Raw genomic sequence first — 20,682 nt, forward strand, 5'->3', positions numbered from 1 at the left:
CACGCAAGCGCATGGCGAAAACTTCGGATTCCTCTGACATATCTGTACGTGACGTGCGTTATCGGTCGCTTGTGGTGACCTCCAAGTGGCCGAACCCGGCCACTGCCCGCACCTTCGCCTAGGCTGCCGGTGTGGGTTCAGCGCAGCCGAATCGGCGCACTGTTGTTCTCGGCGCCTTGGCGGTCGCCCTGGCCGCGTGCAGCGGTCGGGGGGACGCCTCCTACCCGGAGCTCGTTCTGGCCACCGGCCCGCCCGGTGCGGTGTTCCGCGAGATCGGCGGGGCGCTCGCGACGGAGCTGCACGGCACCATGCCCCAGACCGAGGTCACGGTCCTGGGCACCGGGGCGTCGACGGAGAACCTGAGGCTCCTGGACGAGGGCCGCGCCCACCTGGGCATCTCCAGCCTGGACGCGGCCGCCTCCGACCCCGACGGCGTCGCGGCGATCGGCCGCCTCTACGACAGCTACCTGCACCTCGTCGTACGCGCGGACTCCGAGATCGCCGACGTCGACGACCTGACGGGGAAACGGGTCTCCTTCGGGGCCACCGGATCCGGGACCGAGTACACGATGCTCCGCCTGGCCGCGCGGATCGGCCTCAACGTCGACGACACGCGAATGGACCAGGCGGCGTCCGCGCGCGCCCTGGCGAAGCGGGAAATCGACGCGATGTTCTCGCTCACCGGAATCCCCACCCCCGCCATCACCGACCTGCTCCGCCACGAGTCACTGCGCTGCCTCCCCCTGGACCGCCAGGCGGCGGACATGGCCGAGGCCTACCCCGGCTCGTACTTCCCGGCGACCATCCCGGCCACGGCCTACCCCGGTCTGCCGCCGTGCCCGACCCTGTCGGTTCCCAACGTGCTGCTGGCCCGCACGGACATGCCGGACGCCGTGGCCCGGACGATCACGGAGACCGTGTTCACCACGGCCGACGCCATGGCCGCGAAACGCCCCGAGGCCGCCCAAATCAACGTGCGGACCGGAATCGCCACCAGCCCCATCCCGCTCCACCCCGGCGCCGTCCAGTGGTTCCGGGACCAGAAGGCCTGAGGGGGCGGGCAGCAGCAGGGAGCGCGGAGCGGTGAGCGCCGCGATCCCGGCGCGACAGTCGGCTGCTCCGCGGACCCGGGACGCGATGGTCCGGGCGGCCGCACGGAACCGCGCGTCGCGGCCGGGCGGGCCGGCCGTGCGCCTACCGTGCGGAGGCCTCAGGCCGACGCGCCCGACGGGTCCGCGTCTATCGCGTCAGTCGCCCCGTTCGTTGCCCCGCCAGTTGTCGCCCCATGTGCCGCCCCATGTGCCGCCTCATGTGGCGCGCCATGCGTCGCGTCGGGCCGGGGAGCGGGCGCCAGCGGCAGGCGGACGAAGACGTCCAGCCCGTGGCCGGTACCGTCCGGCCGGGGCAGTCCGGACTCCAGGCGCAGCTCGCCGCCCGCGCCGCGGATCAGCTCGGCGCAGATGGCCAGGCCCAGACCGGTGCCGTCGGTGTTCTGGTGCTTGGCCGCGCGCCAGAAGCGGCGGAGCGCACCCGCCCGCTCCTCGTCGGTCAGGCCGACGCCGTCGTCGGACACGTGAAGCTCGACCATGTCCGGAGCGCCGCGGGCGGACTCCGCAGCGGCATCGCCCGCCACCTCCGACGCGGACTCCTCGCCAGGATCGCTGCCATCGGCCGACCGCACCCGGAGTTCCACCCGGGTCCCACCCGACAACCGGGTCGCGTTGCTCATCAGCTCGTCCAGGACGCTGCCCAACCCGCCCGGCGGTGCCATCAGCCACAGCCCGCCCGGAACCCGCGTCTCGACGGTGACCCCCCGCTGCGCGCCGAGCACCCGCCACCGGCCGGCGTGTGCCGCGAGCACGCCGTCCATGTCCACCGGCGCCGCTCCGCTGAAACTCTCCAACCGCGTCATGGCGAGCAGCGAGTTCAGCATCCGGTGCATGGCCATGGCCTCCTCCACGGCGTCCTGGTGGGCCGTGCGGGCGTCCGGGCCGGTGAGGAAGGGGGCCAGGTTCTCCACTGCCAACCGCAGGCTCGCCAGCGGATTGCGCAGCTGGTGAGAGGCGTCGGACACGAACGCCCGCTGGCGCTCGACCGCCTTCTGCACCACGTCGACCATCGCGTTGAACGACTCCGCCAGGCGGCGCAGCTCCGGCGGCCCGCCCGCGGCGTCGGCGCGGACCGACAGGTCGCCCTGAGCGACCGCGGCGGTGGCGCCGTCGAGCCGCTGCACCGGCCGCAGCACCCAGCGCGACAGCGGCCACGCCGACGCGGCGAGACCGGTCAACGGCACCAGGCTCAGCAGTAGCAGCCCCGCCCAGTCGTAGAGGATGGACGCGCGCAGCCGGTCGGTCGGCGAGACCAGCACGACGACGCCCGCCACCTCGCTGTCGCGCCCGATGGGCTCCGCCAGGACAAGAGGGCCGGACTCCCATGGCCACACCGCGGTGGGCGGCGCCGGGCGGAACCCGGCGAGGGCGGGGGTCATCACCGCCTGTACCCGGGAGCTGTCCAGCAGGTCGGCGGCCTGGTTCGGGGGAACGGACGCCGCCACCACCTCGCCAGCGGGATCGGCCACCGCGACGTCGATGCCGTACAGCTCTGCGTACCGCGTCAGCTCGCTGTCCAGGGCCTCCAGACGCCCGGTGCGCATGGCGGTGTCGCCGAGGGAAGCGAAGCGGCCGACATCACTGAGCCGATCGACGTAGACCCGCTGGGTCTCCTGCTGGGCCAGGACCGTTCCGAGCGGCAGGGCGAGCGCCGCCACGAGAAGGAACGCCAGCGGCACCAGGATGAACAGCAGCCTCCGCAGCACCGGTCACGCCGAGTCCGACGCGTCGACGAGGCGGTAGCCGACGCCGCGTACGGTCCGGATGCGCACGGTGCCGTTGAGCTTGCCGCGCAGGGCCGCGATGTGCGTGTCGAGGGTGCGGGAGGAGGATTCCCAGGCCGACCCCCACACTTGGTCGAGGATGAGGTCCCGGCTCACCACGGCGGGCGCGTGCGACGTGAGCAGCGCGAGGAGGTCGAATTCCTTGCGGGTCAGGGCCAGGGAGGCCCCGGCGAGGTCGGCCTCTCGGGCGCCCACGTCGAGGGTGAGGCCGCCCATCCGCAGCGGCGTTTCGTCGTCGCGGCGGGCACTGGCGCGCGCGGTGCGGGTGCGGCGCAATACGGCGTCGATGCGTGCCAGGAGCTCGGCGATGCCGAACGGTTTGACGACGTAGTCGTCGGCACCGGTGCGCAGCCCCCGGACGCGCTCGCGCTCCTCGGCGCGCGCGGTGACGGCGATGATGGCGGTCTGGGGGCGTTCACGTAGGCGGCGCAGGACGTCGATGCCGTCGGCGTCGGGGAGTCCGAGGTCGAGCAGGACGACATCGGCGGCCGGGGCGCGCAGCGCCGCCTCGGCCGTGGCCGCTCGGGTGACCTCGTAGGAGGCATTGCGGAGCGCGGTGACCAGGCCTCGGGCTACTCGGTCGTCGTCCTCCACCACCAGAATGCGCATAGTGGGTCATCGTAGAACCCCGAAACCGCTGGCGCCGCCCGGCGGCCGCTCCCGGCCACCCGCCCACATCCCTGCGAGGAAACCGGCCGGAGCGGGATGGGGACGCGCGGGGGAACCGCACGAGCGCGATCCGTGGAGAGCGCGACTCCCCGGTGCCCCGCTCCGGCCGTGGCGCGCGGGCCGCGGTGGGCCTCGCCGGGCCCCAGCGGGCCTGGTTGCAAGCGCACCCGGTCACGAGCGCACCTGGCTCCCAGCACCCCTGCTGCCTCAACGCCACTAATTCCACAGGCGGCGCATCGTCCAGTCGGCGGTGGCCGTGTCGAGCGTGATGTCGGCGATCGTGGGCTCGCCGTGATCCGATTCGGCGGCGACCCGCACCAGGCGGATGTCGGCCTCGGGTGTTCCGGGGGCGGAGTTCCAGGTCCCGATGACGCGCCGGACCCGGAACACCCGGCCGCGCCAGGAGAAAAAGGCGGGGTGCCCGCCCATGGACGCTCTGACGTCGATCCGTTCGTTGTAGAGACTCACCCTGGCATTCTATCGAACGCGTGTTCGATGTTGCCCTAGGTGCGTGAAGCTGCCTCGTGTTTCTCACCTTAGGGGCCGGAGCGGTCCGGGCAATGGCGAGCGCGTGTCCGCGCGTCGGGCTGACGCGCCGACCTGCGAGATCGCGGGACGAGTCGACGATCATCGCGCCGTCCCGGCGTGTCGGGCCGGCCACCCGGTGGTGGAGGCGGGTCGCCGGGGCGAGACCGACCGGACGGTCTGCCTATCCTGGAAGCGGCTGGTCGGCAGAGAGGGAGACGGGGCGACGCATGGGGAATCCGCGGGACGAGTGCCCAGGGCGCGGCCAGGACCGTTCCGCATCGGGGCCGCGCGAGGACAACACGGCGTCGGTCTCGGACCGGTTGATGTCCGCCGCTACGCGGTTGTTCGCCGAACGCGGCTACGAGCGGACCTCGGTGCGCGAGATCGTGCAGGCGGCCGGTGTCACCAAGGGCGCGATGTACCACTACTTCGCCTCGAAGGACGACCTGCTGTTCGCCGTCTACGAGCGTGTCCTCGCCATGCAGATGCGTCGGTTGGAGGAGTTCGCGTCCGATGAGGGGCCCATCGCGGAGCGGCTGAGAGAGGCCGCCGCCGACGTCGTCCGCACAACTGTGGAAAACCTCGAAGACACCGTGATCTTCCAGCGGTCGCTGCACATGCTCTCCCCAGAGCGGCAGAACGAGGTGCGCAAGGAGCGACGCAGCTACCACGAGCGGTTCCGGGAGATGATCGAGGAAGGCCAGCACAGCGGGGTCTTCCGCACCGATATCCCGGCCGACATCGTCGTCACCCAGTACTTCGGCGCCGTGCACCACCTGGGGATGTGGTACCGGCCGGACGGAGAGCTCTCCGGAGCCGCGGTCGGTGACCACTTCGCCCACCTGCTGCTGAACGGGCTGCGGCCGTAGCGCGTGCGTGTCAGGGCCGCTCGTACCTGCGGAGTTCGTCGGCGAGGAGGTCGAGGAAGGCGTCGACCTGCGCGGGGTCGTACCCCGGCCGGGCGCGCGTGGTGCCGAACTGGACCCGCTCGACCTGCGCGGCGGTGAGCAGCGCGCGCTCGGGCCGCCCGTTGAGGAGCGCTTCGAGGGTGACCTCGGCACTGTCGAGGAAGTCGTCGACCTCCTGTTCGTTGTAGCCGGTGGTCAGCCGGGTCGTCGCGAACTGCTTGCTCCGGACGTCTTCCGGCGTCATCCGGGGCCGGTCGTGCGACGTCTCGCCGATCGACGCGCCAGGGGCCGCGGGCGGCGGCTGCGCGGCCCGCCTCGGCGCTTGCTCGGGCCCGCCACCGGGCGCCTGCGCGCCGGGCGGCCCGTGGGGAGATGGCGGCTGCGCCCCCCGCGGGTGCTGGGTCGGCTCGTGTGTCGCCTTGGTGGCCGACCCGCTACTCAGCCCGCGCGCCCGCAAGTCATCGACGATGACATCGAGGAAGTCGTCGACCTCGTCCTCGTTGTACCCGGGGCTCAGCCGCGTGCTCCGGAACCGGGCCGCCTGCACCTCCTCCGCGGTGATCAGCGGCTCGGTCTGCGGGCCGCCCGCCAGCGCCATGAGCGTGGCCTCGACGCGGTCCAAGAGAGCGTCGACGTCCTCTTCGTTGTATCCAGGGCGAAGACGCACCACATGGAACTGCTTGTTGCGGACGTCCGCAGGTGTCAGAGCCATGCCTATATTGTGCAGTCTTCACCTGATCTACGCGTTAATGCTGGTTGGACGGGTGCTCCCCGCTGTCGAGCTGATCGGCGAGATGGTCGATCAAGGAGGCGACCTGGTACCGGTCAAAGCCGCGGAAGACGACCTCGAAGCCGGCGGCGCGGCTCCGCAGCTCCTGGGCGGTGAGCGTAGCGGCATCGGGGTCGCCCCTGGTCAGGGCGTCAATGCTGGCGAGCGCCTCGTCGGTGGCCTCGCTGACCTGGTGGCGGTCAAAGCCGCGAAGCACGATGTCGAGTTCGATGTCCTCCGGCCGCGGGTCGGAGGAGGGGGAACCGCCGCCAAGCCGCTGGTGGATGACCCCCAGGACCTCCTTCACCTGGTCGATCTTGTAGCCCCGCAGGACAACGTCGAGAGCGTCGGCGTTCCTGCGCAGGTCACGGGCGGTGAGGGTGGCCGCGTCCGGGTTTCCGCCCTCTAACGCTTTGACGCTGGCCAGCGCCTGGCTGACGAGCTCCATGACCTGATGCCGGTCATAACCGCGGAAGGCGACATCGAACTCGAAGAAATCCGGCAGGGGCAGCTCGGGGGGTGTGGGGGAAGAATTCATCCGGCTATCCTGCCCCACGGTGATCCGGCGCGGCTCGGCCGGGTGCCAGGGGTCAGTCCCGTTGCAGGTAGCGCGCGATCCCCTCAGCGACGGCCCCTGCCGCCTTCTCCCGCCACTCCTCATCCGCCAGTTTCTTCGCGTCGGCGGGGTTGCGCATGTTGCCCGCCTCCAGGAACACCTTCGGCACCGTGGAGAGGTTGAGGCCCCCCAGGTCGGTGCGCTCGTCCAGGCCGTCCTCGGCCAGGTAGTCGGCGTAGGGCAGCCCCGATCCGGCGCGATAGGCGGCGCGCACGTCCTTGGCCAGCTGCCGCGACGGCTCGACGATGTCCTCGGTGAAGCCCTCCACCCTGCCCGGGGCGATGAGGTGGAAGCCGCGCCCGGTGGCCGGACCGCCGTCGGCATGGATCGAGATGGCGGCATCGGCCTCGGCGTCGTTTCCGATCTCGGCGCGTTCGTTGATGCAGGGGCCGACACCCGTGTCGTCGTCGCGGGTGAGGACGACGGTGGCGCCTTCCGACTCCAGCTGGTCGGCGAGGTTTTGGGAGAAGTCCCAGGTGAACTCGTGTTCGGCGTATCCGCCGCTGCTCTCGGCGCCGACGGTGTCGCATTCCTTTTTCGACGGTCCAGCGGGGACGAGCTTGTTGATCTCGTCGGGTGCGTCCTCGTTGCCACCGTTGTGGCCGGGATCGATGACGACGGTCATGCCGGCGAGAGGGCCACTCGACGTGCCTCCGTCGGCGTTCTTTCTCCCGTCCCCGTTCTCTCTTCCGGCCTCGTCCGGGTCGGCCGCTGGAGGCGTTGCGGAGGCGTCGCCCTCCCCACCGGCCCGTGGATCTCCAGCGGCATCGGTGACGCGCGGCTCGGGGCGGTCGTCGCCGGCGACAGCGGTGCACGCCGTGGAGGCGAGCAAGGCGAGCACTGCCACGGTGACGAGGGACATGCCGCGGGCCATCGGGTGGAGCTCCCCCGTGCCGGTACGCGTGATCGTCAACGGACTCCCTGGGTCGGAAGGGCTGGAGGTTCCCCACAACCTAGCGGTTCACGGCGGCATTCGAGGGAACAACTTGCGGTGGAGTCGCGTCATATCTTGAAAGCTAGCCTGATGGGCCAGGAGCGACATCGACGATCTTTGAGGTGAGGTCTGTGCGCAAGAGCAATCGTGCAGCGGCTGGTGCTGCCGCGTGGCGGATCGTCCAGGAGGGGACGAAGCCGGGAAAGCCCTCCGTCTTCGCGCGCGCCGGAGCCATCCCGCGCATGGTGGGGAAGCGCCTCCGCGGCCAGTACACCGAACTCCCCGCGTCGCGGCTGGTGATGTTCCTGGTCGCGATCGCCTACATCGCCTCCCCTGTCGACCTCGTGCCGGAGCTGTTTATCCCGGTCCTGGGGCTCGCCGACGACATCGGCGTCGTCCTCTGGCTCACGTCGAGCGTGCTGGGGGAGACCGAGCGCTACCTGGAGTGGGAGCGGCGCTCCACGCCCTATGTCCAGGGCAAGGTCGTCGACTGAGGCCCATCCTCCCCGCGCACGGCGCCGCTCATCGCCACATCCGCCCTCGCCGTCGGTCTTACGTGCCCACACGCGTATGGTTGCTAGTTGCAAAGAATTCGCAACTAGTGGGGAAACATGAAGAGGTCCCGATCTCTCCTCGCAGTGGGCGCGTCCGTCGTGCTCCTCACCACCGCGTGCGCGGGCGGTGGCGGGACACAGGACGGCGCCGGGGGCGACTCGCTCACCTACGCACTGGGCGACGAACCCGACGTGCTCAACCCCGCCCTCGTCGACGAGCATCTCGACCCCGTCACCGAGATGGTCTTCCGCGGACTCACCGCCCATGACGAGGACAACAAGATCGTCCCGGCGCTCGCCGAAAGCTGGAAGACCAGCAAGGACGAGCGGACCTACACCTTCTCCCTGCGCGACGGAGTGACCTGGCACGACGGCGAGCCCTTCACCGCCGACGACGTCGTCTTCACCATCGAAGGCACCCGCGACGGCGACTTCGTCACCAGCAACAAGTTCGCCAACGTCACGGACGTCACCGCCGACGACGACCACACCGTCACCATCAAGCTCAGCGAGCCCACACCCGCCCTGCTGGACTCGCTCGCCAACGGGATCCTGCCGGAGCACGTCCTCGCCGACACCGGCATCGACGACCCGGACTTCAACGAGCACCCCATCGGCACCGGGCCGTTCCAGCTCGACACCTGGAAGCACAACGAGTACGCGACGCTCAGCGCGTTCGACGACTACTACGGCGGTGCACCGGGACTCGACGGCATCACCATCTCCTACGTCCCCGACGCGGCCACGCGGCTTATCAAGCTGAAGAACGGCGAGGTGGACGCCGCCTACCTCGAACCCCAGCAGGCCAAGGAGTTCGACGGGGACGGCGGCGCCAGCGGCATCGACGTGGAGGTCTGGCCCACCGCCGACTACCGGGGCGTCATGTTCAACATGACCGACGACCGGTTCACGGACCCCGCGCCCCGCCAGGCCATGAACTACGCCATCGACCGCGACGCGATCATCAAGAGCGTGCAGCACGGGTACGGCTCCCCGGCCACGGGACCGCTCGGCAAGAGCCCCTTCCACGCCGACGTGGCCGACTACTCGTTCGACCCCAAGCGGGTCACGAAGATCATGACCGACGCCGGATACGAGAAGAACGACGACGGCACCTGGGCGATGGACGGCACACCCGTCGCGTTCGACCTCACCACTTTCGCCGAAGACGGTCTGCGTGCCTCGATGATCGAGGTGCTCGCCACGCAGCTGCGCGAACAGGGCTTCGACGTGACCGCGAAGCCGGAGCCGCGCGACGCGGTGAAATGGGACAAGCTGGAGACCTTCCTCATCGGGTGGGGCACGCCCTACGACCCGGACGGGGCGCTCTACGGCCCCTTCCACTCCAGTGAGGCGCTGGCCGACAACGGCTCCAACTACGGCAGCTACGCCAACGACGACGCGGACCAGGCCCTGGAGGAGGGGCGCAGCACCAGCGACGAGAAGACGCGGAAGAAGGCCTACACCGATTTCCAGCAGGCCCTCGTCGAGGACCCGCCCTACGTCTTCGTCTCCTACCTGGACGCGATCAACGCCGTCCCCTCGAACTTGGAGGGACTGAAGGAGCGCACCCTGGCCCACCACGGCTACGGCTTCTTCTGGAACGCCGAGGACTGGTCGTTCGCGAAGTAGCCCCACCCTCCCGAGCCGGCCCCGCGCGAGGGCTGGGCCGGACTCGAAACGGGCCGGGGACAGGACAAGGATGCTTCCAGACGACGGAGCATGGACGGTTCCCCGGCCCACACCTATACGCGGCAGGTTCATTCCGGCGGTCACCGCTGAGTCGTGAGTCTCCCAACTTTGAGTATGGTGAGAAAGCGCTTGAATGACGGGCATGGGGACCGGAGATCAAGGAGTCACGGGTACGTAGCCATGAGAGAGCTGCCATGCCCGTCGTGGTAACTCACATTTGGACTCGATGGTCTCGCTGAGAGTCTTTAGACATCACTAGGAGCTGTGCGGAGGGAAGAAGCCGATCACTCCGTCCATCATGTTGGACCACTTGGTTTCCTCGTTTTCGAACGTGAATTCTGAGAACAGTGGTTCGGGTTCCCCTGTCTGGCCAAACCGAGCCTGATAGTAGCTGTGGTCGGCCTCGATGAGGAGGCGAGACCTCTCGTGGTCAACCCATATGTTCGAGATCCTGCGTTCTTCGTCGTCCACGATCTTCTCGCTGTCTTTGATTTCTCCGGTCTTGGACAGCTTGAAATGGTACAGTCCGGGAGGAAACTCCTCTGAAGTAGTGTCCCGTGTCGTTCCGTAATAGCCTCCTTGCCCATCGCTTCTGAATGTGATGGGCGCAACTCCCGACTCGGTTTCGTAATATTCGAGGCCCCGTGGCGAGTTCTCGGGGGCCTCAACTTTTTTCTGCTCTTGGAACTCATTGTTCGGCCCGACGGCGTAGAGAGGAGCTCCAAAGTCTTCTTCTGCTCTTTTGCGGACTAAATCCTTGGGGGTTTCTCCGATGTTCCGCGGCTTGCTTCCGCTGGGGTCTTCTGTGTCGATGGAGAAGACTTTCTCTGGGTTTTCACCCTTGGTTTCGGTCTGTAGCACCCAAAGTTGGCTTGCATCTGGGGTAAATTGCGGGTATTCGAACTTAATCTTTCCCCCGCTGAAGGAGCTGCCTTTCTCGGGGGTCAGGAGTGCTGTCTCGCGGTAGGTGTAGGTGGTGTCGTCGAGTTTCCCTAGGTGGATTCCGCTTTGGCTCGCGAAAGTCGCGTATCGTAGATCGGGAGACAATGTGAAAGCGCCGGCAATATTTCCCCAGTATGTGCCGGGCTCGAAAATATCTGACAGATCGATCTGGGTTTTCTGATTTCCAGTTTCGGCGTCGTGGACGGTGATAAATGGGGACTCGCTGTCGGAATGGAACAGGACAAATCCAGCGAGGTCCTCGGCTGGAATCTGGATGGCCTCTTGCTCGGTTGGTGAGGCGGAAGCAGGAGGCGTATCGCCTGCCGATTCACTTCCGATTCCGCATCCAGTTAGAGTTAGCATTAGTGAGGCCACGATGGTAGCAGGGCCTCCCAGCCTTGTCTTTATGTCCCTCAATTTTAGTCCTTCGAGGCGTTGGCTTAGAACACGTGGAAAGTGGTCAGTGCGACCCAAGTGACGGTCCTCGATGCCCCTTTCCGGTGGTATAGCTGTTAGCATTTGTGGGGCGTCCGCTCGTTGGCTTACGTGTGCCTTCGACTATTCGCGCCCGGGAGTTATCCGTAACAGACGTACTTGAGGATCTGGCTAGGAATCCGAACTTGCCTTGGTCCCCGCTGCTTTCTGTAGCTTTCTTGAACGTAGCGACGAATTTCTCTTTTTCTGCAACATTCTTCTTTTGACGGAATCGTTCCCATACGCTCTCCTGCTGCTCGGGGCTCATCTTACGGCTCTTGAGCTCATTGGCTAGATCCTTGACGCATCCCTTGTCGGCGCGTCGAACGAAGCTGTCGAGAACCGTTTTCAGCTGCGTGTCCACACCCGGTTTCTTCTCAACCCACAAGCGGACCTGTTGAGTGAAGTGCTCCCTCTTCTGCATAAGCTCACCCTTCCAGTCCTCCCCCCTCGCTCTCTTTTGTGCGGAATCCCTGGCGGTGTCCTGGACAGCCATGAATGCGGCCGCCTTCACTGCCTCACGAACGTCTGGGGACTGATAGGAGGGTGAGATGAGGATGGGGTTGATGCCCTCTGTGGCATTGCTCTCGTGTCGCTGTGGGGTCTGAGTGGGACCCGACCCCGTGATCTTTTTCGGGCTCCCCAAGGGGCCGTGCATCGTCTCCTCGATGACGCCCAGGGCATCCTGGTTTCCGAATGTCTGCGAGACATCGTTAGGGAGATCCGGCTTCGGTAGCCCCTTCCAGGAGTCGCTCACCTCCTGGTGGAATACGTAGCCGATCTTTGTTCCGGGGTGAGGATCCTCAGGAGATTGGCTGTAAAATGCGTATCTGCCCGTGAATTCAGTGTTCGGATAAGCCGCCGACAGCAGTTCTTGGACTGTTCCCTTAAAGCTGGTATCGACGAGGGTTACCGAACTTCCTTCCTTTCCGACGGGGATATTATTGTTGCGGAGATATTCTCGAAGTGCTATATGAGAATCATCGACGTTTTCCGGGGAAACCTTCTTTCGGGCGCCACGGAACTCCTCGACGTTCGGGAAAGTTTTCTTGTAATTCTTTTCCAGGTCTTGGAGTGCGGAATCGACCACCGCCCGTGAGAGTACAACTTCGCTACAGTGGGCATTGAAAAACTCCGGATATAGCTCCGCAGTAGCGATAGCAAGACTGTGTCCGTCTCGTCCAAGAAAGACTACCCGATGGGCATCTGAATGATTTTTGACATCGCTCTGAAGATCGTCGCCCATCTCTGCTGCGATGGATGCCATAAAGGGGGCGATATGTTCGCGAAATGCAGAGTATGCTTGCTCTACAGCTCGTTCGTCTTCCTGGGACAGCGAATATGCTCGTCCTAGCTTCTCTAGGCTCAATCTGTTCTACCCGGATTTCCAGTGAAGACGTGAGGTCGCTTATCGTCTGATGTCAGTTCTGAAATCTTTCGATGTCAGGACTTCACTAAGCCACTCGTTGAACGGCTCGTAGTCTGCAGAAATGCTCATCCAAACCTGAGCGCCGTTCTCATCCGCCGTTGTTCGGCCTGCCGCGTCCAGCTCGATATTCGTCGGATCCAGGTCGACGAATGCCATCTGCAGGGCAGCCGAGAGGGTTAGCGGATCGTGCTGAATGGTCCCCGGGTAGAATCTATCGAACCACAAATCCAGATGTTGGAGAAGGAGGGCGGTCCAATAGGTCTCCTGATTCTCCCGGAGAAAGTTGTAAAAGGGACTTTCTCGGGTGATCTCTATCTTCCCAGTGAAAGTGACGTCTGACGTGACGAGGTTAAGTCGACGGAGTCGCCTTTCCTTCTGGGCCGCGAAGACTTCGTGCGCAGAGGGTACATCCATTCGCACGTTGTGTTCGGCTCGGGAGGGATCCCGATAGTTTAGAGCGCCCCCCATCTGCGTGACCTGTAGCCTCTGCCCGGCCTCGGGGATCTCGCGGAGGACGTTTGCCAGATTGCTGAAGGCCCCGATTCCAACCCACCGGATAGGGCCGTCAGAAGCTTGCAGAAGATGCCGTACTGCGGCGACGACATCGGAAGGCTGGGGAGGGATAGAATCGGGGATTAGCTGCTCAACGCAGAAATACTTGGTGTCACCGGAACTGTGCCCTGCGACGACCTTAACGTCATGGCGTCCTAGGGAATCCAGGAACACGCGAGCGAACCGTGATCTCGCGCCATAACCGATACCAGGTCCGGTCTCATCGTTCGTCAGTACGAGTGAGAGGCTTGGCACTGCTCTTGCAGCGGCGGCAAGGGCAATGGCGTCGTCAGGATCCCCGCCGATATCCGTGTCGATGACCATTGGGGTCCCCCTGAGGATTTCCGGCCATCCGCCGCTTTGTCGGAGTTTGTCTCCGAGCTTGTGCAGTGTGGTGCCGGGAAACATATCCCCCAATGCGATCAGGGAATTTTCGCGTTCACGAAGCTCTTCGATGCTGAGGTCGTCATCGTCCGGATAGGACATAATTGGTCCCCTCTTTCACTTTAACCGCCAGTATAGTCGACGACTGTGACAGGTCGAGGCGGATAATGGTTTGGCTGATTCGGCTTAGTCATACACCCAGCGAATGGTCCGTCCGGCGTCCTCAATTGCGCCATGGCGGGATCCAGATGGTCTCGGTGCCATTCATGCGGAGCTGTGGCTCCCGCATCTGTCGTATCTGACATCGCCTGGTATGCCAGCCACACTGAGTGCAGTCGGCCCACTGCCTCGGGGTGTTCCCACCATGTCGCACACCAGGGCGCACGCGAACTGGGCATTCGTGATGTTACGTATACGGGAACAATGAATCCGTTCACCCAGTCCGCGAGTTCGATGAGCTCTACCTGGTATTCTTCGGGTGAAAGGGTGAATATAAAGGGCGGTTGCGATTCGGGGGAGTCGTCTTTGAAATCCAAGATTCATCCAGGTCATTTCGTGTGAGGGATGAAGTTGTAACGCTGTGACTCGTTCAAAACGTGAGCCGCTTGGCGGCGCGCTGGGCGATGGCGGTCTCCTCGGCGTTTTGGTCGGCGGAGATGGCTTTGGCGTTCTTCTCCAGGTACCAGGGCTTGAGCTCGACCAAGGCCGGCCGGGTCGACGTCGCGAACAGGACAGCTGTCCCCTTCTTGATCTCGCGGACGTCGGAGATGTCCATGATGCGTTCGCGCTTCTGCGACCGGGTGACGCTGCTGCCGTCCTTGCTGTGGGAGGCGGACGACTCGTTGACGTAGCGTTCGCCCGCCAGTGAGGAGATGCGGTCGGCGAACGCCTGGTCGTCCAGACCCGATCCGAGGAGCTTGATCGTCGCGGCTGACCACAGCGAATCCATGCCGCTCTTGCCCCAGACACGGACGCCCTGTTCGTAGGACTGCATCACCGTAACCGGCAGCACGCCCCGCGAACCGAGGTGGGAGTAGAGGTCGGGGAGGTCCTGGATCTTGCAGACATTGCAGGCCTCGTCGAGGATCGCCTCCATCGGCGGGTCCAACCGCCCGCCCGGGCTGGCCTCGGCCACCGCGACTGCCGCCCGCAGGCACGCGTCCGTCGCCGCCGCGATAACCCCCGCGGCACCTCCACCCCCGTCCTTGGACAGGAGGTAGAGGCTGTCGGACGAGCGCACGAAGTCACCGGGCCGGAACTCGCGCAGCTGCGGGTCCGGAGTCACCCAGGCGAGGACTTCAGGGTCGAGCAGGCAGGACACCGCCTGCCGGGCGTGTTCGTAGATACCGTCGCGCGTCTCCGGAGCCCCGCGCACGGTGCCGTCAAGATTCTCCGCGAGAGCGGTCAGGTCATGGTTGCGCAAGATGATCAGGGGGGTCTGATTGCCCGGGTCGGCCAGCCAATCCAGTACCTCTCCCAGGTGCCGGTCGTCGACTGCCGCCGCGTGCAGCATGATTCGCAGCAGGTTCCGCCCGGCCTTGGCCCAGAAGTCGTCACCGCCAGGCTCCGCACTGCTCGCCCCAGCGATCAAGTGCATCGCCAGCCGGTCGGCTCCTTCGATCGTGCGAGCCATGGACAGCATGTCCCACCACATAGTGCGGTCGGCGTGTGCGATGGCCTGGGGGTCGAAGAGCCACACCGCGCCCCTCCGCCCGCGCTCTCGGGCGGTGATGGCGTAGATGTCGGACTTGTTAGATGTGACAAGGCAGGGGCCCGGCGCCTGCAGTACGTTCGGTACCGCGAGGGCCGAGGTCTTGCCGGACCGGGGACCCATGAAGACCACGGCCACGTCCTCCCACGAAGCGCGCAGCTCTGGCCCCGCAGGGGAGAGGTTTCCCAGGAGCATCCCGGAGTCGGCCGGTGCGATCTTCTTCTGATCCTTCAGCGACCTACGGAGCCGTCGAGCCTTGTCGGCTGCGGCTTTCGGCCCGAGATCGCCTACCTGCTTCGCATTGGCCATCCCTCGGGAGCCGCCGCCACCGGTGACGAACATGATCACCAGTACGGACAGGATGATGACGAATCCGATAGTGGCCACCATCCCCGTGGCGATCGCGGCGGTCGAAGCACCGGGCCAGACCTCTTTGCCGCTCAGGAAGGCGAAAAGCGTCTCGAAGCTGAACGACGGCGGGTTCCACCCCGCGCCGGAGAAGAAGGCCCCAAGCGTCCCGCCGAGCCAGAGCGCCGTGACCAGGACCGCGGCTAGCCCAATGAGCGCGATCAGCCAGTAGGAACTGGGGTCTGTCGGTGCTCTGCCGCCCTGCTGCTTCTCCATGTACAGCCTTCCGTCCCATCCGAGCGCACCAGGGCCTCGGCGGTGCACATCTGTTGGCACCGCGCGGCGGAGGCCGTGTACGCGTTTCGTCCGTCTGTTTGCGCAGCGGGCAGGCCCGCTCAAGTTCCGCTCGTGACCTCGGTTTGGCCCGACACGCCGGTCGCGGTACTGCCCGGTTCGCCCGGACGATCCGGGGTATGCGACACGGCCGCCGCGTCGGGCGTTTTCGGGGAACCCTCAGACTCCGCAACCTCTGCCGCCTCAGCGTCTTCGGCATCCTGGGTAGCCCTGCCCACGCGCGACGTCTGGTGCCACAGCTTGTTCGTGTCGTTGATTCCCGCCTCGACCGAAGTCAGCTGCACGCTCACCGGAATCCCTGGCCGCCCACCGACCTTGACCAGGAACTTGCCCCGGCCCGGCGGCTCAGCCTCCTTGTTGGTAGACGGATCCCACGCCGGCGGGTCCTGCCAGCCGATCAGCATGTCCTGCTCAGCCTGTGAGAACGGCACCGCCGACTGCAGCATCGGCATCTCGGCGGACGGCAAGCCGCCGCATATGACCATGCCCGAGCGCTCGACGAAGCCCTTGGCCTTCATCCTGTCCTCTTCGTTCGACAGCGACATCAGGTCGCTCATCGTGTGCGAGCACATCGCCATGCCCACGCCACGCTGTCGGTTCAGCCGGGTGAGCGCGTCGACCCGGTCAACCATTCCGCGTCCGGCCCGCAACGCTCGCCACAGCTCGTCGAGGATGACGAAGTAGTGTCGGCGCGGCTCCAGCCCAGCGTCGGCCAGCGCGTTAGCGACATTGGCCGTGCCGAAGCCTGCCGACCAGCAGGCGAGCAGCACCGCAGCTTGCAGGTCCATTTCGGAGTCGTCAATAGCAGAGACATCGAACACGACCGGGCGGTCTCGGACCATCGGGTTCGTTGTCGGCTTCGAGAATGTCTCACCCAGTCGGCCGCCACCCACCAGGCCGATCAGCGACGCCTCCAGACCGTCGGTCACCTCGCGATAGCGGTCCATCGATCCTCGGTCGAGTGCCACCTGCCGCACCTCGTCCGGCGCTTCCTGGATCACTTTGAGGAGATCCGGTAGCACTGGGATGCCGTCGTGCCGGTCGTCCAACACCTTGAGCGCGCGGTCGAGGATCGTCTCCTCCCGGTCGCTCGGCGGGGCCGACCGCATGATGGTCAGCAGCGCCGAGACCATGGTCAGCCGACGCCCATGGCCGTCAGCGATGATCTGGCTGCGCGCCTTTCCGGTGAGCCGCTCGGCGGCGGCCTTCGACTCGCCCGGGTCGAGGATATTCAGGTGCCCGCGACCACGCCCGAGAGTGATCACCTGCCCGCCCAGCGCCTCGATCAGATCCACGTAGTCCGGCTTGAGGTCGCCGAGGACAAGTGGTTGCACTCCATAGCCAGCCAGTCCGGTGGCCATCCGCCGGATGATCGTGCTCTTGCCCAGGCCGGGCTTACCCAGCACAAACGCTGAGGGGTTGGAGATCAGCTTGGCCCGCTGGAACCACGAAATCGGATCGCAGCACAGTGTCGCCCCAGAGTGCAGGTTGCGACCGATAGGGACACCGACCATCGGCGTCCCCGTGCCAATCGCGAACGGCCACATCCCGCACACCTGGACGGTTGTCCCGCGCCATTCGTCGGCCATCTGGACGATCCCGGCTTGGCCTGTGGCGCGTCCGGGCCAGCCGCGCATCCCGGGGCGGCGGCGCGGGGGTTCCTGCTCCTCGGCCCCGGCTTCCTGAGCCTTCTTGATCTGCTCCTGCCGTTGGCTCTTGATCCCCGCGCTCTTCTGCTTCCTCTTCCTGCCGATCACAGCTGCTCCTTCAGCTCTGCGGGGATCTTCAGGTGCTTGGGTAGGACCAAACCGAGAGGGAGAGCTCCCGCGAATGCCGAGTCCTGGGAGCCATGCACGAGCCGCAGCCGGAGCCGGGCGGTGGCCGAGAGGTTGTCGATGGCCGCGCGCGCCTCCGCCTTGAGTTCGGGGTCAGTCACTGTCGCGGTCACGACCAGGCCGAAGTTGACCAGGCCGGCGCCCGATGCCTCCTCCGCGGCGGTCGCGCGCGCCGCCCGCGTGGCCATGACGTCCCGCGCCGTCGGTTTGTGTGAAGAGGTCTGCCGGAACTCCGCGGCACGCAGGTCGGCCTCGACGATGCTCGCTGCGCGCGCGGCGTCCAGCGGGCGGTACAGCAGTGTTACGCGTTTGCGTGCGATGTCCGCGTGGGGCGCCAGCAAGCGGGACAGGATGTTGGCCTGAACATTGCCGCGCGGCGCCGACGTCATCGACCAGGTCATGGAGAGCGCGCCGTCGTGAATGTAGCAGTCCCACATCGTCTGATGCGCTGTTGGGCCGACGTCCGGCCAGGTCAGCTCGGGTGTCTCGCCTGCCGCGTGAGCCTCGTCGATCAGCACGGCGGACGCCGGGTCGTAGGCGATCCGAATCGTCTCGCACAGCTCCTGCGCCGTCAGCGGATGGGCCGCGCCCGCACCCGTGGCGCTGAGCTGTTGGGTGAGATTGGGAATCCGCGCGGCGAGCTCGGTTCCCATCTCGTCCGGCTTGCGGCGTTTGCCACCCGTTCGAGAGGTGGCACTGAAGGTCACCGCCACGTACGCCTTCACGATCGATGAGCCCATGGGGTAGTTGTCGACCGCCTCCTCCAGAACGGCCCGAGCGAACTCGGGCGCCTCGGGGTCGATGCTGCTTATCACTTCCCGTCGGAGGCGCGTCCCGGTATCTGGCGCGGTCTCGACGGTCACCGAGGCGGCCTCGATCCCGGGCTCATCGCCCAGGTTCGCCAGCCAGTGGCCCCAACCAGCTACCCACACATCGATCTGCTCGGGGTCGACCAAGGCCGCCCCATCGGGTTCGGTCCCGATGACGACCGTGTAGTGCCCTGTCGCTGGAACATAGAGGAGGGCGAACGGGCGGCCGTAGGAGTCGGTGTGCTCCGACAGGCGGGAGGCGGCGGCCAGGCCGGGCAATTGGAAGGTCCCCCACGGTGTCCGCCCGAGCGGTCCGGAACGGTACAGGTGGGCCTTGCTGGAGCGAGTGTTCCACCAGGCGATACGCACGGTCATCCTCGAAAGCAGATTGCGGTCGTGTTTGTCTTTGACGAGGACGGCGAGCAGCATCATCCCGACAATCGCCCCGCCGACCATCCCGGCGAGCATGCCCGCGGCCATCACCATGAAGACCACGAAGATGAGCCCGCCCAGCAGAAGAGCGGTCCCGAGCGTGCCCAATCCCATAAGGCCGGCGGTGGAGGGCTTGCGCCAGTTCCCGTACGTGCGGGGGCCTTGGGGTTCGCTGCTGCTAGCGGCTACCACTGGGCCCCTCCCCGCCTTCCGCACTGCTCTCCGCGGTTTCCTTCACGGTGTTGGCGACGGCCTCTCCCGCCTTCTTGGCGGTTTCTGCGGCGGCCAGTGCCGCGGTCGCGACGCCCGCGGTCGCAGCCCCGGCAGCGGCCCCAGCACCAGCTTTGGCGCCTGCTCCGGCCCCGGCCTTGGCTCCGGCCCCTGCCATCTGTCCTCCGCCCTGCATGGCACCGCCGCCCTGTATGGCACCGCCGCCCTGCATAGAAGCGCCACCCTGCATTGGACTACCTGTATTGGCCGCTCCAGAGGGCGAAGGAGAGCCCTTACTACCACCGCCGCCTCCACCGTCTCCACCGCCGCCCTGGTTAAGGGTCCTAAGGGCGCCGGTGGGCATCTCCATCGCGGCACCGGCTGCGGCGCCGCCGGCGGCGGCTCCAGCGGCCATCGCACCCACCATCGGCGTCACGAACTTCATCAGGGCGGGCATGGCGATCAGCGCGACCACCATCAGGGTGATCCCGGCAACGACCTTGATGAGTTCGGTCGTGGCTTCCGTATCGCCGGCTGCGAAGATGTCGGAACCGACAAGCTGGAAGGCGGCGGCGTAGATGATGGCGGCGGCGGGCTTATAGAGGATGAAAGCCACCAGCCAGCCGAGGCACTTCTTGAACCAGGACTTGCCCATCTCGGTGTTGGTGAACGACGCCGCGAGCGGTAGAACCCCGGCCAGGATAACGAGCATTCCGATGCGCACCACCATCAGCAGCATCTGAATGAAGGATGCGAAGAGTGCGAAGAGGCCCAGGATGATGACAATGATGGGCACAATCGGCAAGGTTGCATTGGTTGCCATAAGTGCCGACAACATGACGGTCATGTTCTCGTCGAAGGACTTGCTGGTGGCATTTTCCAAGACCCACTTGGAGAACGAGTCGGATGCCATTACTGCGAGATTGACCGCGGTCAAGCCTGCACCAGACACGACTACGAGCGTGAACAGGGACTTCAATAGATCCCTGCCGGGTTCGGCGCGTTGCTCCCAGGCCATTTTCGCAGCACCGATGATCACCGACATGACGGCGGCCGCGCCCATGTACCACCACAGACTGTTCTGAAGGTAAGCAGCAGGTCCCGTGGCCCCGGTGCCGCCCGTGCTCTTCATGAGTGCCAGGACTATGGCTGAGGCGGCGGAGATGAGGGTCGTGCCGAAGAGCACCACACCTATCTTTCCAAGATGCCCGGCGCCTTCTCCGCGGCTTCTGGCGAGAGCCAGTCTGGCGCCGAGCACGATGAGAGAAAGCACGCAAACGCCGATCGCGATCCAGGTCGCGTACTGCATGAGTTCTATAGCGTGATTGGCGCCGTCCGGCGTAGCACCGCGGGAGATTTCAGGGGCTCCGGATCCTGATGTCGTCAGGTTGGGAACGTCGACACCCACCCACATGGTGCCGAGCGACTCGACGACGTCACCGATCGCTTCGACTATGGCGTCGGAGAAGAAACTCAGAATCTTGTCGAACGCGGTTTCGGCGAATGTTTTGGCGCCTTCGCGAAAGTGGCAGGCAATATCAGTAAAGTCGCACACTCGATTACCTTTGTTCCGATGGGCGCGTTCGCATATGCTATAGGGGTCGAGTTGCTTCAGCCGCGATCTCTTGTGCTCGACTGT

18 protein-coding genes are annotated in these 20,682 nt (G+C 65.8%); 4 read left to right on the forward strand and 14 right to left on the reverse strand.

Annotation, left to right across the window (positions count from 1 at the left end; all coding sequences use genetic code 11):
* The first annotated feature begins 131 nt into the window (after window positions 1-131).
* Window positions 132-1,052 (forward strand): TAXI family TRAP transporter solute-binding subunit, encoded by a 921-nt coding sequence (locus tag ABD259_RS11340; RefSeq protein WP_344107741.1) that lies wholly within the window; start codon window positions 132-134, stop codon window positions 1,050-1,052.
* A gap of 158 nt (window positions 1,053-1,210) precedes the next feature.
* Here ABD259_RS11340 and ABD259_RS11345 read toward each other — a convergent pair whose 3' ends face one another.
* From ABD259_RS11345 to ABD259_RS11355, 3 genes are all read right to left on the reverse strand, one after another.
* The gene (locus ABD259_RS11345; RefSeq protein WP_344162018.1) at window positions 1,211-2,815 is read right to left on the reverse strand and encodes a HAMP domain-containing sensor histidine kinase; all 1,605 of its coding nucleotides are present in this window, start codon (window positions 2,813-2,815) and stop codon (window positions 1,211-1,213) included.
* Window positions 2,816-2,818: 3 nt separating this feature from the next.
* Entirely contained in the window at window positions 2,819-3,502 is a 684-nt protein-coding gene (locus ABD259_RS11350) for a response regulator transcription factor (protein WP_344107745.1), read from the reverse strand.
* A 276-nt stretch (window positions 3,503-3,778) separates the two neighbouring features.
* On the reverse strand, window positions 3,779-4,030 hold the full coding sequence (locus tag ABD259_RS11355; RefSeq protein WP_344162021.1) for a DUF6504 family protein: 252 nt from the start codon (window positions 4,028-4,030) through the stop codon (window positions 3,779-3,781).
* Between the two features lie 287 nt (window positions 4,031-4,317).
* Here ABD259_RS11355 and ABD259_RS11360 point away from each other — a divergent pair, with 287 nt between their 5' ends.
* Entirely contained in the window at window positions 4,318-4,959 is a 642-nt protein-coding gene (locus tag ABD259_RS11360; protein WP_344162024.1) for a TetR/AcrR family transcriptional regulator, read from the forward strand.
* A 10-nt stretch (window positions 4,960-4,969) separates the two neighbouring features.
* Here the strand turns inward: ABD259_RS11360 and ABD259_RS11365 are convergent, their stop codons facing one another.
* From ABD259_RS11365 to ABD259_RS11375, 3 genes are read right to left on the reverse strand one after another with little or no spacing between them, the layout of a single operon-like run.
* A complete protein-coding gene (locus tag ABD259_RS11365) occupies window positions 4,970-5,710 on the reverse strand; it encodes a DivIVA domain-containing protein (protein ID WP_344162027.1) in 741 nt (246 codons plus the stop codon).
* A gap of 34 nt (window positions 5,711-5,744) precedes the next feature.
* The gene (locus ABD259_RS11370; protein ID WP_344162030.1) at window positions 5,745-6,305 is read right to left on the reverse strand and encodes a DivIVA domain-containing protein; all 561 of its coding nucleotides are present in this window, start codon (window positions 6,303-6,305) and stop codon (window positions 5,745-5,747) included.
* A 52-nt stretch (window positions 6,306-6,357) separates the two neighbouring features.
* Window positions 6,358-7,296: an N-acetylmuramoyl-L-alanine amidase gene (locus ABD259_RS11375; protein WP_344162033.1), complete on the reverse strand. Its 939-nt coding sequence runs from the start codon at window positions 7,294-7,296 to the stop codon at window positions 6,358-6,360.
* Between the two features lie 152 nt (window positions 7,297-7,448).
* On the opposite strand from ABD259_RS11375, the gene ABD259_RS11380 reads away from it, so the two are divergent.
* Entirely contained in the window at window positions 7,449-7,811 is a 363-nt protein-coding gene (locus ABD259_RS11380; protein ID WP_344162036.1) for a YkvA family protein, read from the forward strand.
* Between the two features lie 117 nt (window positions 7,812-7,928).
* Window positions 7,929-9,503: an ABC transporter substrate-binding protein gene (locus tag ABD259_RS11385; protein ID WP_344162039.1), complete on the forward strand. Its 1,575-nt coding sequence runs from the start codon at window positions 7,929-7,931 to the stop codon at window positions 9,501-9,503.
* 315 nt (window positions 9,504-9,818) lie between these two features.
* Here the strand turns inward: ABD259_RS11385 and ABD259_RS11390 are convergent, their stop codons facing one another.
* From ABD259_RS11390 to ABD259_RS11425, 8 genes are all read right to left on the reverse strand, one after another.
* On the reverse strand, window positions 9,819-10,922 hold the full coding sequence (locus ABD259_RS11390; RefSeq protein WP_344162041.1) for a hypothetical protein: 1,104 nt from the start codon (window positions 10,920-10,922) through the stop codon (window positions 9,819-9,821).
* Window positions 10,923-10,965: 43 nt separating this feature from the next.
* Window positions 10,966-12,246 carry an ABC transporter permease gene (locus ABD259_RS11395; protein ID WP_344162044.1) on the reverse strand — a complete coding sequence of 427 codons (1,281 nt, stop codon included), beginning with the start codon at window positions 12,244-12,246 and terminating at the stop codon, window positions 10,966-10,968.
* 141 nt (window positions 12,247-12,387) lie between these two features.
* The gene (locus tag ABD259_RS11400; protein WP_344162047.1) at window positions 12,388-13,446 is read right to left on the reverse strand and encodes a nucleoside hydrolase; all 1,059 of its coding nucleotides are present in this window, start codon (window positions 13,444-13,446) and stop codon (window positions 12,388-12,390) included.
* Window positions 13,447-13,466: 20 nt separating this feature from the next.
* Window positions 13,467-13,781, reverse strand: a complete 315-nt coding sequence (locus ABD259_RS11405) for a DUF4913 domain-containing protein (RefSeq protein WP_344162130.1) — start codon at window positions 13,779-13,781, stop codon at window positions 13,467-13,469.
* A 152-nt stretch (window positions 13,782-13,933) separates the two neighbouring features.
* On the reverse strand, window positions 13,934-15,679 hold the full coding sequence (locus ABD259_RS11410) for a TraM recognition domain-containing protein (protein WP_344162050.1): 1,746 nt from the start codon (window positions 15,677-15,679) through the stop codon (window positions 13,934-13,936).
* Between the two features lie 119 nt (window positions 15,680-15,798).
* Window positions 15,799-17,514 carry an ATP/GTP-binding protein gene (locus tag ABD259_RS11415; protein ID WP_344162053.1) on the reverse strand — a complete coding sequence of 572 codons (1,716 nt, stop codon included), beginning with the start codon at window positions 17,512-17,514 and terminating at the stop codon, window positions 15,799-15,801.
* Complete coding sequence (locus tag ABD259_RS11420; protein ID WP_344162056.1) at window positions 17,511-19,025, reverse strand: SCO6880 family protein; 1,515 nt, start codon at window positions 19,023-19,025, stop codon at window positions 17,511-17,513. The genes ABD259_RS11415 and ABD259_RS11420 overlap by 4 nt, the downstream gene beginning before the upstream one ends.
* Window positions 19,012-20,598 carry a TrbL/VirB6 family protein gene (locus ABD259_RS11425; protein WP_344162059.1) on the reverse strand — a complete coding sequence of 529 codons (1,587 nt, stop codon included), beginning with the start codon at window positions 20,596-20,598 and terminating at the stop codon, window positions 19,012-19,014. Before ABD259_RS11425 ends, ABD259_RS11420 begins: the two co-directional genes overlap by 14 nt.
* Between the last annotated feature and the right edge of the window lie 84 nt (window positions 20,599-20,682).

Source organism: Nocardiopsis rhodophaea (assembly GCF_039530945.1).
Lineage (GTDB): Bacteria > Actinomycetota > Actinomycetes > Streptosporangiales > Streptosporangiaceae > Nocardiopsis_C > Nocardiopsis_C rhodophaea.

Bases quoted from the DNA above. Each gene is read 5' to 3' on its own strand.
- ABD259_RS11350 (WP_344107745.1), bottom strand. From the start codon at position 3,502: ATGCGCATTCTGGTGGTGGAGGACGACGACCGAGTAGCCCGAGGCCTG.
- ABD259_RS11360 (WP_344162024.1), top strand. From the start codon at position 4,318: ATGGGGAATCCGCGGGACGAGTGCCCAGGGCGCGGCCAGGACCGTTCC.
- ABD259_RS11365 (WP_344162027.1), bottom strand. From the start codon at position 5,710: ATGGCTCTGACACCTGCGGACGTCCGCAACAAGCAGTTCCATGTGGTG.
- ABD259_RS11370 (WP_344162030.1), bottom strand. From the start codon at position 6,305: ATGAATTCTTCCCCCACACCCCCCGAGCTGCCCCTGCCGGATTTCTTC.
- ABD259_RS11385 (WP_344162039.1), top strand. From the start codon at position 7,929: ATGAAGAGGTCCCGATCTCTCCTCGCAGTGGGCGCGTCCGTCGTGCTC.
- ABD259_RS11395 (WP_344162044.1), bottom strand. From the start codon at position 12,246: ATGGCATCCATCGCAGCAGAGATGGGCGACGATCTTCAGAGCGATGTC.
- ABD259_RS11400 (WP_344162047.1), bottom strand. From the start codon at position 13,446: ATGTCCTATCCGGACGATGACGACCTCAGCATCGAAGAGCTTCGTGAA.
- ABD259_RS11410 (WP_344162050.1), bottom strand. From the start codon at position 15,679: ATGGAGAAGCAGCAGGGCGGCAGAGCACCGACAGACCCCAGTTCCTAC.